General features: G+C 42.7%; 10 protein-coding genes and 1 pseudogene. 9 read left to right on the top strand and 2 right to left on the bottom strand.

The genetic code is table 11. The annotated features are described in order from the left end of the window. Window positions 1-113: 113 nt before the first annotated feature. Window positions 114-1973 carry an ISL3 family transposase gene (locus U4956_RS01375; protein ID WP_323088453.1) on the top strand — a complete coding sequence of 620 codons (1860 nt, stop codon included), beginning with the start codon at window positions 114-116 and terminating at the stop codon, window positions 1971-1973. 211 nt (window positions 1974-2184) lie between these two features. Next, the gene (locus U4956_RS01370) at window positions 2185-3558 is read left to right on the top strand and encodes an IS4 family transposase (protein ID WP_323088407.1); all 1374 of its coding nucleotides are present in this window, start codon (window positions 2185-2187) and stop codon (window positions 3556-3558) included. A 222-nt stretch (window positions 3559-3780) separates the two neighbouring features. Here U4956_RS01370 and U4956_RS01365 read toward each other — a convergent pair whose 3' ends face one another. Further along, on the bottom strand, window positions 3781-4467 hold the full coding sequence (locus U4956_RS01365) for an alcohol dehydrogenase catalytic domain-containing protein (RefSeq protein WP_323088451.1): 687 nt from the start codon (window positions 4465-4467) through the stop codon (window positions 3781-3783). 321 nt (window positions 4468-4788) lie between these two features. Here U4956_RS01365 and U4956_RS01360 point away from each other — a divergent pair, with 321 nt between their 5' ends. Then, on the top strand, window positions 4789-5631 hold the full coding sequence (locus U4956_RS01360) for a DUF3737 family protein (protein ID WP_323088449.1): 843 nt from the start codon (window positions 4789-4791) through the stop codon (window positions 5629-5631). Window positions 5632-6019: 388 nt separating this feature from the next. Here the strand turns inward: U4956_RS01360 and U4956_RS01355 are convergent, their stop codons facing one another. After that, window positions 6020-6877 (bottom strand): Cof-type HAD-IIB family hydrolase, encoded by an 858-nt coding sequence (locus U4956_RS01355; protein WP_323088448.1) that lies wholly within the window; start codon window positions 6875-6877, stop codon window positions 6020-6022. A 368-nt stretch (window positions 6878-7245) separates the two neighbouring features. On the opposite strand from U4956_RS01355, the gene U4956_RS01350 reads away from it, so the two are divergent. The 6 genes and pseudogenes from U4956_RS01350 to U4956_RS01330 all read left to right on the top strand — a co-directional run bounded on the left by U4956_RS01350 (window position 7246) and on the right by U4956_RS01330 (window position 12450). Then, window positions 7246-8100: a MurR/RpiR family transcriptional regulator gene (locus tag U4956_RS01350; RefSeq protein ID WP_323088447.1), complete on the top strand. Its 855-nt coding sequence runs from the start codon at window positions 7246-7248 to the stop codon at window positions 8098-8100. 379 nt (window positions 8101-8479) lie between these two features. Beyond that, window positions 8480-9184, top strand: coding sequence for a YoaK family protein (locus U4956_RS01345; protein ID WP_323088446.1), 705 nt, complete (start codon window positions 8480-8482; stop codon window positions 9182-9184). 252 nt (window positions 9185-9436) lie between these two features. After that, complete coding sequence (locus U4956_RS01340) at window positions 9437-10102, top strand: IS607 family transposase (RefSeq protein WP_323088445.1); 666 nt, start codon at window positions 9437-9439, stop codon at window positions 10100-10102. 215 nt (window positions 10103-10317) lie between these two features. Beyond that, complete coding sequence (locus U4956_RS01335; RefSeq protein ID WP_323088444.1) at window positions 10318-11376, top strand: hypothetical protein; 1059 nt, start codon at window positions 10318-10320, stop codon at window positions 11374-11376. 18 nt (window positions 11377-11394) lie between these two features. Then, window positions 11395-11724, top strand: a pseudogene (locus tag U4956_RS14375) (IS200/IS605 family accessory protein TnpB-related protein); the annotation flags it as partial. 462 nt (window positions 11725-12186) lie between these two features. Continuing rightward, a complete protein-coding gene (locus U4956_RS01330; protein WP_323088443.1) occupies window positions 12187-12450 on the top strand; it encodes a DUF1653 domain-containing protein in 264 nt (87 codons plus the stop codon). The last annotated feature ends 1580 nt before the right edge of the window (window positions 12451-14030 follow it).

The following is a 14030-nucleotide window of genomic DNA, read 5'->3' as shown; positions in this document are numbered from 1 at the left end:
TTATTAGGTTTGTTAAGCATCTATAATCAATAACCTTATTGCTCATTATTGCTTATTTCATTATCATAGAATTTCATGCTCTTTAAGGGGTTTCTGAAAGGACTGTGGTGACAATGAACAAACTGAGTTTTATCCGTATTCACGAAGAGAATAAGCCTGTTCACGATATTGAGTCCTCTCTCTTTGGTGAAGATTTGATTAAAGACGCTGACCGACAGGATTATCGGGACAAGTATGGCTGCCTCCACTTTTTTCGTATTCATGCTCCAGAAACCGGGAAAATCAGTGGACCAAACGGTGAAAAATGTATTTCCACAAATGGATATCAGGAACGCATCTGTCAGATCATGCCTGTTGGAGGCCAGACTGCTTATGTTCATATTCGCCAGGAACGCCTTGTCTACTTCAATAAGCATGGTAAGAAAGTTACTTTTGTGCTTCCTGTCAAGGGATACCGCTTTAATCAGCGGAAAAGTGACGAACTTACTGTTTTTCTGCTGTCTATTTCACTCTTCTGCTCGGCAAATGTGGCAGCACACGTGTGCCAGTCCATGGGCATTGATGTCTGCCATGATACCATCACCAGAATCTACAAAAACATTACAATCGTAGATAACCCTGATATCAAGGCCATTGGTGTCGATGACGTCAGTTCCAGAAAAGGGCGAACCTACCACACAGCTATTTACGATCTGAAAACGCACCAGGTTATTGCGCTGCTTGATGGAAGAGATGGCCAGGCACTTAAGGAGTGGCTGAAAAAACACCAGAAGGTTAAGATTGTAACCCGTGATCGTGCTTCCGCTTTTGCTTCAGCGATTTCTGAGATCTTGCCAGACTGTACTCAGATAGCAGACCGTTTCCACTTATTCCAGAATCTTGTAGGCCGTATTAAGGATATTTTGAAGTGTGAAATTCCATCTACACTCTATGTAAAGGATGGAGAGATTACTTCAGTAAAACCTGAGACAGAGAAAGCCGCGCCTGCTGTTGCAGAAAAAGTGGAATATGACAATACACCCGTTGCCGAAACAAACTGCCAGATCATCAAAGACAAAGCCAAAAGTGACGATTTTTACGCAGAACAGTATGAAAGACAGGCAAAAGTCTGTTCTGATAAGTACGCAATGATCTGTTCTTTGCGAAAAGAATGGGCTGAGACCGTGAAGCCTAAGTTCAAGGATTTTCAGGAGAAATATGACATCTCCTATCCGACTTTAAAAAAATACCTGAAGATGACGGAAGAGGAAGTTGAAGGAATAAAAGAGGTTAGAAAGCGACCAAAGTATAAGACAGACATGGATAACTATACCAATATAATTTATAAAATGGTTATTGATGGCCATAAACCCGCTGTCATCTATTCATACCTGCAATCTAAAGGATGCAAGGCCTGTTATGGTACGGTCTTGCATTATATTCATCAGATGAAGAATACTCATCTCAAAGACGAACTCATAAAGCCTTTTGACTATGACAGGGGCACTGAAGCGGTTCAGGTCAAACGCTACGACATCGTGAAATACATGGTAACCAGCGATCGGGACAAGATGAAGGAGACTGAAGTTGCGAAAGTGTACGAACAGATTCTGGATAAGTATCCTGCAGTGAGATTCTGCGATCAGCTCTGGAAGGATTTCCATGAGACATTGATGGGAGACAATCCAGATAAACTTGACTGGTTCTGTACCAAATATGAGGAGAGTAGAATCCAAGGCTTTATAAACGGCATAAAAAAAGATATTGCGCCGGTCAAGAACGCAATATCCTATGAGCATAGCAGCGGGTTCGTTGAAGGCGGCAACTGCCGCTATAAGCTTGTCAAACGTACCATGTTTGGCAGAGCCAACATTGAACACCTGTTCCATAAGTTTTATGCCCAATCTAGTATAACGTGTGGTGGATTAAATGCCAGAACTTTGTTAGCAGACTGGATTGAAAAATCACGTTGGGAAGACAAAACGGTCATTTAAACAATGATCATGAATGAGAAATAGTCAGAATGAGAGGCTTCTACTGATCACTAGTGTTAAAAACTACATTTGCGTAAGATCCCCACCATCCGTGCACAGATGGTGGATTTTATATTTTCTGGTTTAACGAAAATTAGCTTTGACAACAACTCTATAATTGTCTAATTTAATCCTTATCACGTTGAAAACATAACTTTATAAGGAGGAAAATATGGCAACTAAAGTTACTTCGCCGTCCGTGATTTATCAAAAATTCATGAAATCCCTTGAGGAATTTGCCTACAAACAGGAGAAGATTCTTGCTTCTCAAACAGGAGCTTTCTCACGAAGTCATTATCGATCATCAAAAATAAACTTGTTCCATTTCCTGAATACATCCATTATCGGGAATGGATCAACACTCTCCGATTTATCCATGAACTATTTCGGCATGGGCAGTGTAAGACCATCTGCTTCGGCACTTGTTCAGACAAAAGCCAAGACTCCAGTCAGCGTATTTTCAACACTGCACAAAGCCACATTGGCACTTTATTCCATGGATAAAAAATATAAAGAACACAGGGTAATCGCTTTTGACGGAACCAATGAACCTGTTGCGCCAAATGAAGATGAACCTGACTACATCATTTATACCAAGAACAAGGAAAACATTATCCGGGCCGGTATTCACGTTAACGCAGCCTATGACGTACTTAATGACAAATTTTTAGCCATCGTCACTCAAGACCAGAGGTCCAAAGACGAACGGGGCGCTGCTATGAAAATGGTCAAGGAGATTCATGAAGCTTATCCTGGCGAGACATTTCTCTTTGTCATGGACAGAGGGTATTTTTCTTATCCATTGTGTAAGCTTATTGAATCCTTAGGGCACAAATACCTCATACGTATGAAAGAACGAGAGTATAGCTGCCTGACTTATACACAGCTTGACCATACAGAAGACCAGCAGATCAGCCGCATTCTTACCCACCACCAAAGAAAAGAGGAAAAAGAAAACCCCCAGATGAAATACCTGGTCAAAAAATCAATGAGACAGATTGATCAAGAATCTGAATTTATTGATTTTGACTGCAGGGTGGTAGCTATCGAGATTGGCGACAACGTCTGGGAAGGACTGATTACCAATCTGGATGAAGCAGAATTTCCTCCGGAGGCTCTTGGATTTATTTACCACCTAAGGTGGCGAATCGAGCAGAGTTTCTCCTGGCTTAAATATGGAATAGGAATGAAACGTATCCACTCGATAAAAGCAGAATACATCATTCAGGAGATTTATTCATCCCTTATCTTCTACAATCTGGTTTCCGAGATCAAAAAGTGTGTTCTTGAATCATCTCAATCGGATAATAAAGAAGAGAATCAGACAACTTATGAATACCAAATCAATACAACTAAGGCGATACGGGCTATCAGGAACACGTTCACCCCGAAGTGGACGAAGAATCGAACGATTCGTCAAATTACAAAAGCGGAGTTTCAGGCTCTGACTGAGGAGCTGCTCAGAGAAAAACTACCCGTTCGGCCGGAAAGGAGCTTCAAGCGAAATCTCCATCCCAATCGTTTGATATGGTTCACCTATCGATAAGTGCATTATATGCGCATCTTATTGATACAAACCACCCATACAATTCTTAAAAACGGCTCTTATCGAAGGGTTGTTTTTAGTGCACCTATTTTGATGAATACAGCCAAATCAATCAGTATATTTTGTGCTTGGTTGGTGCATATGGATATAATCAGCAGCAAATTCTATTCCTATCATCCACTTTGTCTTTGATTTTTATACAAAGTTTGAGGTCATATTTTTCTAGCTAAATGACATTGCGTTGAGGTTCTGATGGATCGGATCGATAGCTGCATCAGCCCCGAGTTCAAGAGCCAGTGCACGTCTTTTTTCTACTGGTTCGGACAGGATCACTGTGGAAGCGCCAGACAAGCGGGCCATCTGAACCATGAGCAGACCAATCGTTCCACCGCCGATGACCAGAACGCTGTTGCCAGGTTTGATGTTGGCCAGATCGATACCGTGCAAAACGCATGCCAGTGGCTCAGCCATTGCTGCTTCAACAAACGGAATGTCTTCATCGATTTTAAAACACTGGGAAGCAGGCGTGCGGGTGTATTCGGCAAAGCCGCCGTCTACGTTTACGCCTAACGCAAACAGGTTTTCACAGTTCTGCTTTTTGCCCATACGGCATGGATCGCAATGACCACAATACATATTTGGATCCATTGCCACATGATCGCCAGGTTTCAGTTCGGTAACGCCTTTACCGACTTTTTCAACGATTCCGGCAAATTCATGGCCTAAAACGACAGGTGGAGTGACGTCTGCACTTCCAGCTTCGCCGTGATAAATGTGGACATCGGTTCCACAGACGCCGCAAGCTTTGTTGCGGACCAGGACTTCATGATCGCCAAGATCATCGAAAGTCATTTGGCGGACTTCAAAGACTGGATCGTGGTGAGCGCCTAAAAAATATGTTCCTTTCATCTGAAAATTCTCCCTTTCTTATTGGTTTCATTCCAGAAAAGAAGCTTTTTTCTTTTCGGATATGAGATTCCTGTCTATTATAAACGGCCGCTCAAATCCAAAAAAGAGCGGAATTTGCCGGATAGATCCCTTGAAAGCTGTCTTGTCCAACGGGTACGAATAGAGTATCCAAAGAGAATATTCCCTCCTTGTGGGCTGCCCCATGCCTTGAAGGCATACTTCAATATGCGTTTTGAATATTTCCTATTTGTGGGCAAGATCATTAGAATAAAAACTGTACCAACGAGCCAAAAGGTCAATCTATTTGAGGAGGAATAATTCATGGAAACCGTAACTGGAAAAAGTTTTGACGCTGAACGTGCGTTTTATAATGCCGATGGACTTTATTTAAAGGATTGTCAGTTTGATGGTCCTGCTGATGGCGAAAGTGCTCTAAAAGAAGGCTGCCAGATTGTTGCGGACAACTGCTTCTTCAATCTTCGCTACCCATTCTGGCATGATTCCCACCTGAAGATTCTCAACTCTACGCTGACAGAAAATTGTCGGGCAGCCTTGTGGTATTCCGACCATATTCAAATCGATCACTCCAAACTGAACGGAATTAAAGCGCTGCGCGAATGCTCTGATGCCCGCATTGAAAATACCGAGATCGATTCTCCGGAATTTGGCTGGCACTCTCACCATGTCAGCATGAATCATGTGCAGGCGGTGAGTGAATATTTCATGATGCGCACTCATCATCTCGATCTGCGCAATGTTGACTTCAAGGGCAAATATTCGTTTCAGTATACAAAGAATGTCGTCCTGGAAAACTGCAATCTCGATACCAAAGATGCTTTCTGGCATGCCAAGAATGTGATCCTGCGCAACTGTACGGTGAAAGGTGAATATCTGGCCTGGTACAGTGAAAACATTACCTTTGAGCACTGCACCATCATCGGAACCCAGCCATTGTGTTACTGCAAGAATCTGCAGCTGATTGACTGCAAGATGATTGATACTGACCTTTCTTTTGAACGCTCTGAAGTGGATGCCACTTTAACTGAGCCAATCGACAGCATCAAAAACCCATTATCCGGAACGATTGTTGTGCCTTATGCCAGACAGATCATCATGGACATTGACCAGGCCAAAGGCGTAGTCATTGAAACCGATAAAGCCTGATTTTGATTGTGCCAAACGATAAATCCCCGAAAGCCGCCTCTATCAGCTTTCGGGGATTTATCGTTTGTCATACGAAATCTTTGCCTGTCACATTTTGGACCGAAATGGACAGAAGATTCAATTCGCAGCCTGCAATTCAAAACCAAGCATCTATTTTGAAAAGCAGTCTTTGAAAGAGAGGAAAGTCAAGAACAACAGATGGAGAAGCTTGAAACAGGGGAAAGTATCCATCTGCACTCTGTTATCGTCCTATTCGTTGATCGTTGATTGATGAGACAGGACTGAATTTCAGTCTGTCTGATCGGATTCAATCTGAACAGCGGCTGGTACCAGACAAGCAGGAACTGTATGTGGCTTTTCTGAGGAAGCTGCGGTTTACAAAAGGTACTCATACAAGAAATTCGTTAATAAATGTAGCAATTCCGGAATGGTTGTTGTCGTCTGTGATATAGTCAGCTGCAGATTTGGTTTTTTGCGAGCCGTTTTCCATCACAACTCCAATTCCGGCCATCTGAGTCATTGGAAAGTCGTTGTCTTCATCTCCAAATGAGCAAAGGTTCTTTTCAGTCCAGCCATGCCAATTGAGCAGCTGCAGAAGGCCGGCTGGTTTGGAAACGCGTGGATCCATATACTCAAATAAAATAGAAGCTGTAACCAGTGGGGCTCCTATGAAATCTGGGGAGTGAAAGGATTTTGAATGTTCTTTAATGGCTGGCATCAGATCGGGTCTGAATGTCAGCATTACTTTTAAATGTTCATTTTCCAGGAAAGCATCTGGATCCACAACCTTATATGGAATTTGATCACCTTCAGAAAGCGTCTTGATCAGCTCGTCATCTTTAAACGTATACAGCAAGCCATCTTCTGGAATGACAAAGTTTACTGGTAAGCTGGCATAATGTCTCATGACTTTTTTGATCAGATCTCCACTCAATGGATACTGTTTGACTGAGTGATCCAGTGTCAGATCAGCAATTTCGGCACCGCCACTACCGACAACTGCATCAACCAAACCTTCAATTCCCCATGCAGAGAGGGAGTCCAGAACACTTTTCAGTTCGCGTCCGGTGCAAAGCCCAAACAGAATTCCACTTTCGCGAAGTCTGGAAATGGCTTTGATTGTCTCTGGATCCACCACCTGATCGTTCGTCAGCAGAGTGCCGTCTACGTCTGCCATCACAAGCCGAATGTTTTTGGCGTCGTTTCTTAAATTCTCAGAAATTTCTTTTCCACTTTTGTCTTTCATCGTTTTCTCCTTTGACAAGAAGAGTATATCTGAAAACCAAATTGTAATATCGACTTTATCCAAAGCTGAAACAGAGATCTCAAAATGACAGGCGAGATAAGCTTTGCTTGAGACAACCGAGACAAAATTGTCTGGAAAGGACAATTTTGAAAAAACGTCCAAAAAAGAATGAAAAACAAAATAAGGAAAAACGAAGAGAGAAGCAAGAATGGGAGATTGTTGAAGGAGAAAGAAATGAATATTTGAAGATCAGGATCCTTTGATAAAACAGACAGAAATGCCTTTCCTTGTTGAATCCTGTTCCTGATCTGTAGTAAAAATGAGAAACAAAGTAAAACAAGGAAACCGCGAAGAAAGGAGACAGAGAGATGAATATTTTTGCCTGGATGCAGACTTATCCAGATTTTTCGATCACTGAACAGACCATTGCCCAGTATCTTATTGAGAATGGGCATCGTTGTGCAAATCTGAATGCTGAAACCATTATGAGTGAGTGCTATGTTTCCCGGGCGGCTTTGTACCGATTCTGTCCCCACTGCGGATTCTCCGGCTTGCGGGCGCCTCTTTTACAGATGAATGCTGATGCAGTAAAGTGGAATCAGCAGACAGCTGCCCTGGATTTCAGCTATCCCTTTACGGAGCAGGATGATCTGCTTACGGTCGCCAGCTCTCTTCAAAAAGATTACAGCCAAAGCATCCTGATGGCCCAGTCTTTACTGGTTCAAAAAGATCTTGAAAAGGCGATTCAGGCTATGCGCAAGGCAAGCCGGATTGTCGTGTTTACTTCCGCAAGCAATATTCCTGCAGCGCAGAGTTTTCGTTTTCAGATGGCTGAGATCAACAAGACTGTGCTGGTTCCAATGGACGAATATGAACAACGCCTGCAAGCGGCCCAGTGCGGTCCAGATGATTTTCCGATTGTGATTACCATGGCGGCAAGAGGGTGGAATGCACCATTTCTGATCCGCCATTTTCAGAAGACAGAGAGGCCGTGGCTGTTGATCAGTTCCAGGACTTTGGCTCTGGCCCCTTCCGATACAGCCTATCGTTTGTTTTTACCCAACGAAGAAGATCATGCGGCCAGGATTTCTTCATTTTCCACCCGGGCTTCCTTAAACTGGCTTCTGGATGTTCTGTTTGCGGCGTATTTCCAACTCGATTATCAGGCGAATCGGCTTCGCAAGGCCAATGCCTACAAGATTATCGGATCTAAAGGACGATAATAATGACCAGCAAAATGAATAACCAGACAGACAGGAATAGAATTGACCAAATCGATAACGAAAAATTAGTCCGCCAGGGATAAGCCGATAAAAGCTGATAAAAGCGGTGGAGAAGGGAAAGGCAAAAAAAAACAAATTGACTGAAAGTGAGCAGAATGGACAGGGGAGTCTTGGGATAAAACGCTTTCATTTGAAAGGAAGAGGATGGTTGGACAAGTCAGGCTGATCTGGATAGGATGATCAAAGAGGCCATTTATTTCATGCCGGGCTAATTTTGCAGATTCTTCTTTGATCGTGAAGATCGTTTTATGAATGGAAGATTCGAAAATCAGTTGAAATAGATGTCTGTTTGCAGCCGTTGTGATCGAGGTGGGATAGGATGCAGCTGAAAACCTCTCAGATCCAGATGTCAGAATCATTCTGGACCATAACCTTTCTGACTCTTTCGGGAGCCTATCAGGATGCTTACAGTTATTTTGCCAGAGGAAAAGTATTCGCAAATGCCCAGACCGGAAACATTGTTCTGATGGCCGCAAAACTGGTCGATGGAGATTTTTCAGGACTGGTTCATTACCTGTTTCCGATTCTCTCTTTTGCGGCGGGAATTGCTGTGGCTGAAAAGTTTCATCGCCGCTTCCGACATTCGGGTTTTCATTGGAGACAGAGCATTCTGCTGATCGAAATTGCCCTGCTTCTGGTTACGCCCTGGATCGGGTACGACCCATTTGCCAACTGTCTGGTTTCCTTTGCCTGCGCTTTGCAGGTTCAGACTTTCCGGAAAGTCCACGGGTATCCATTTGCCTCAACCATGTGCATTGGTAATTTACGCTCCATGATGGATCAGCTGGTTCAAAGTTTTTCTGAGGGCGGCAGGGGACATCGAGCAATTGCTTTCAGTTATTTTCGTGTTTTACTGACTTTCTTTATTGGGGCCGGGATTGGGAAAGCAGCCTGTGATCTGTGGGGGGACTATGCGATTTATGGAAGCTGCCTGCTTTTGATCGCTTCATTGATGTTTATGTTTTATGATCCCCAGATTCTTGATAAAGAACGAATCCGGGAAATTGACGAGACAGCTCTGTAAGGCCGGAAGAGTCATTTCCAGGCGGAACGTTTTTTTGCAGCGATGAAAAATAAAAAAGAGAAACAGGTATGCAGCTTGATCCATGCTCCTGCTGGATGGTCGGAATTTCATCACAACTTGGAAAAGTCGGGATTTAGGAATGGAAGAATTTCAGAATGAATGCCGTGGACAGGGTAAGAAGCAGGTTGACAAACTGGTTATTTAAGGTAAAATAAAGCTATTAATAACTACATCAAAACAAAATGGCCTAATATGATTAAGTTATCAGAATTGACAAAAGACTACTATACAACCGGAGAGCTGGGACGTATGCTCAACCTCAATCCTAAGACACCGTACTTTTGGGCAGCAAGAGGTGAAATAGAACATATGGTTGTTGATGGGCCAAGAATCAGATATCTAATTCCAAGAGAAGAAGTTCTTCGGCTGCTCGAGAAATACAAGCTGCTCGCAGAGGAAGATCCGAAAATAGACATCATCTATGCAAGGGTATCCAGCCATGGACAGGCAAAGAATGGTGATCTTGATCGACAAATCATTCTGGATCTGGAGTTATCTTCGTCATACAAGCTGAACCACCTGGAAATCATTAAAGATATAGGCTCTGGATTGAACACAAAGCGAAAAGGTTTACTTAAACTTGTCCAGCTTGTTCGTACTGATCATGTTGGCCGCGTTTTTATCTCCCATAAAGATCGGCTGACAAGGTTTGGGTTTGAATATCTTCAATGGTTTTTTGAAGACCATCAAACGGAAATTATTGTTTTAGAGGCTGGCGAAGATAAAAGTCCACAGGAAGAACTGGTTGACGACCTGCTTTCACTCATTGCTTCGTTTTCTGGAAGACTGTATGGAATTCGGGCAAGTGAGAAAAAGAAGCTTCGCCAGAAGATAGAAAAAATCCAGGAGCAAGAATAACAGGGGCGGCTTCTATCCATTCAGGATGCTTAAAAATATAGTCAGAGGATTACTTGTTCATTTATTTTAGCATCTTCCGCTTTGAAAGTTCGCTTCAAACTTTCATGATGGCATTCGGTCTGCAGTCACGGCGTCTCTATGTTATTTTTTACTCAAATAATTTTCATTGTAACAAAAATTTGTACCTGTTCGAAATTTAGAAAGGGATGATTGATATGATGACTACAGTTGAAGCAAGACTTGATCCAAAAACTGCGTCCTCTCTCATTGCTTTTGAGAAAACTGAGATTCAGAAATGGAACCATATGCAAAGACTGGTCTGGCACCACATGAATCATCCTGAACTTTCCACCTGTTCTGAAATAGACTGGCTGAAAAACAAATTTGGAATTAAAGAGAGAACTGCCAATTCACTTGTCAAAACAGTGGAAGGCAGAAGAAAGTCCCTTCTCGAATTAAAGAAAATCGAACTCTCGTCTTTAAAAGAAAAACTGAAGAGCAAGAAAAAGAAGTACCAAAAACGAATCAAGAAGCTAAATAAGATGAAAGAGAAAGCCGCCAGGAACAAATTGAGCGAGCAGGAACTTGTGTTCTATCGAAAAGAGAAAAGAACTCTTCACTTCATGAAGCAAAGCATTGACCGCATGGAATCCAGAAAGATGAAACTGGAAGAAACCATCAAGTCGAAAAAATTATCTATGTGCTATGGCACCAAAAAACGTTTCAACGCGCAATGGCATCTCAAAGAAAACGGATTTAAAAACCATAAGGAATGGAGACATGAATTCAGAAGATCGAGAGATCGAATGATGGCTTATATTCCACGAAGTGAAGAAACGTTTGGAAACCAGCAGTGTCATCTGGAAATGACAGATGAACAGGGGGTTTATATTCTCTCTGTACTTCCAGGAAAACCGTTGAAGCGCGGTAAACCGGATAAGGCAGTACAGGGAAAAGTTAAATTCAGCTGGCGGCCAGCTCCTGGTGAAAGCAGATCAGCTCATCTGGACGAACTGGATAAAGAGCTTTTAAGACATAAGAACAATTCATTTGACAGGAAGCCGCTGACAGGAAAAATCCTCAGAAGAGGAAAAGCCTGGTATCTGCAGGTTTCATTTGAAAAGGATTCTGTGCCCTGGTTTACGGAAAGCAGTCATGGAAATATTGGTCTTGACTTTAACAAAGGGTTTATTCAGGCCTGTGAAACGGATGAGTCAGGAAATATCCTGGGCTTCAAAAGATTTGAACTCCCCAACCATGGAAAGAATGCCTAGGGAAAAGACGAACTTCTTAAAACAATCAAGAAAATTGTTTCCTGGGCCAGAAGTATCGGTAAAGATATCGCTTATGAAGATTTAGATTTTATCAAGACCAAGTCTTCCGTTTTGAAAGCAAGTTCCAGAAAAGGGAAAGACTATAATCGAATGGTCCACAGCCTGGCCTATTCTCAATATAAACAGGGACTTCAAAGAAGATGTTTTAAAGAAGGGGTTACCGCCACAGCAGTAAACCCAGCTTATACATCTAAACATGCAAGACCTTATTGTAAAGCACGTAAAATGAATATTCACTCCGGAGCCGCATGGCTGATTGCTCAAAGGGCCAGAGGCTTCCACTCCTGATATTGCCATTTGTATGAAACGGCCGATAAGCCAACTCTGCCTTCTATGTTTATTTGACACCAATAGTCCGTAACACTCATAGTTTGTATTTTTGAACGGATGATGACTTCGTTCGATATGTTTTTACTTTTGTTAATAAGTGTTCTGTACTGTCGTTTCTCCTCCAAGAGATAAGGGAATCATTGCTTTATGGGACAATTTTGAATTTTCCGGGTCTATGGGATGCACTCCCCGTATGGGAAGCCAGGCCCTTTAGTCAGGTTCGCCTGACTAAAGGGCCTGGTGGAACTATGCGGAGAATTTTGTAGTACTCAGGAAGATTGCTTTACCGTCAGGCGTATGTACGGAAAAGGGGATTTGAGGGACGAAGGCAATAGCGACCAGTCTAAACCGCTGGCTGTCATTACCTGAATACTGAAAATACCCGATTGAAGATACGCTTTAAGGAAAGAGGATAATTCAATGAATCAGAATCATGAAGCAAGACAGATTGCCTTGCACAGAGTCTACCGTCACTTTAAGGGGAATTATTACCTGGTCGAAGCACTTGGCCAGAATGCCGATACGCAGGAAGAAATGGTGATCTATCGGCCTTTGTATGGGCAGGGGGACCTGTGGATCAGACCGCTTGAAGAATTCTTATCGCCTGTTGATCGAGTCAAGTATCCGGATGCTGATCAGGAATATCGTTTCGAGCTTGTCGAGATTCCGTCGAAAGCCAGATAGATTGGCAGGAGAGTACCAGAGAAACGTTTGGTTGATGCTCCGGACCCGATCCCTGTGTGCGAAAACGGAAACTGTTCAAGCAGACGAGATTTCCTCGATCAGCTGGCAGGAAGCAAGCAGAAAGGGAAGATCAGCCTTCTGGTTTTCAAATAGAAAGGCTGCTGTTCCTTTCGGTTCAGCAGCCCTGAGGTTTCGGATATCGGTTTTTGTATTGTATATCAGGTTTTATTGGTTTTATGAACTTAGCGGCTTGCCGTCCATCGATATGGCTTCATAAAACACGCCCGCTTTTTTCCATCTGGTCTGGCCAGTTTCTGGTTCCTGTTTTTTGAAATGATCTTTGAGTGCTTATGATGGTCTGGCTCGTTTCTGTTTCTTTACACAGATCTTTTGCTTTTCAACCTTTCATGAACGGATCCTTCGTCTGTTTCTTTACACAGTTTCAGGTGTCATTTCAATTCGTTTTTCACGTTTCAGGCTTCCATAGACTGACTTTCTTCTGATCTTCCAGTTTTATGTCTGGCTGCTTATTGTGCCTGCCATCATCCCTGGTTTCTCAGTTCCAGCTTGTTTGTCATCTGCTTTGACGATACATCGGTTCTTTGTTTCTGTCTGAACCGTCTATTCCTTTACTGAACGGCTTGCTTCTGATGAAGTCTGCCTTTTTTATCTTGATTCGATTTTCCGGTTTCTTTGATAAACTTCACTGTTCACCTGAACCCACCTGGTCTATGGCTCTGGCTCAGTCTGTAGTCCTGAAGTTGCGAGTCTTTCTGTTTTCTATTCAGATCTCTTTCGATCTCTGAACTTTTTTGTGTTTCTGTCGAATGACTGTATTCATTCTGTACCGATTTTTCGTTACGTTGGATGAATCCATTCATTTTCGGCTCGGCTTATGAATCAACGCTTAGCATTCATGGTTTCTGGCTTCAGATCCGATCCATCCTCGATCCATGTTTTCAGGTTCGATCTGATTTCTCATTTCTTTGCTTGTGAATGTTTATGCTTGAATCTGATGATTGTATCTTTCCATTTCTGTTTCCAGTTCTGGACTTCGATTTCAGATTCTTCTGATTTTTGCAATCATTACCGGATGTTCAGTCTTCTTTACCCCAGAACAGAAGGTATGTTTGCGACATTTGTGATTGGAAATGTTTTGTTCTGGTTCGTGGCAAAGGCTTGCGACAGCTTTGTTTCACTGCCGGCTTTTTGTCCACCTTCGATTTCTTTACACCGAAGCTGGTGGAACTCCAATTCGCTTTTCTTGTGTCATGGACACCTTTCCTGGCATCAATCCTGCTTTCTATTGGATCGGTTTGGAAATAGTTTCAGCGTTTTGGATCTGCATCTGGTTTTTGATTCCTTGGAATCAAAGCCTGTTTGGATTCCCTTGTTACAGGGTGCCTTGGCGCTTCTGGTCGGAGATCCTTTCGGATGATTTTAACGTCTTTACTGACGCCTGATTTGATATCCTGTTCACCTCTTTCTTTGTGGAGGCTTTCTGTCTTCCTCCTGTGTCTGTAGAATACCAGACAATTTCGGGGGTGTGGTAATTATTTCCTGATCAGACGCTAAAGTGT

The sequence above is a fragment of the Allobaculum sp. JKK-2023 genome, from assembly GCF_034745455.1.
Classification (GTDB): Bacteria; Bacillota_I; Bacilli_A; order Erysipelotrichales; family Erysipelotrichaceae; genus Allobaculum.
The sequence above is the reverse complement of the archived record's forward strand: the minus strand, read 5'-3'. Positions and strand labels throughout refer to the sequence as shown.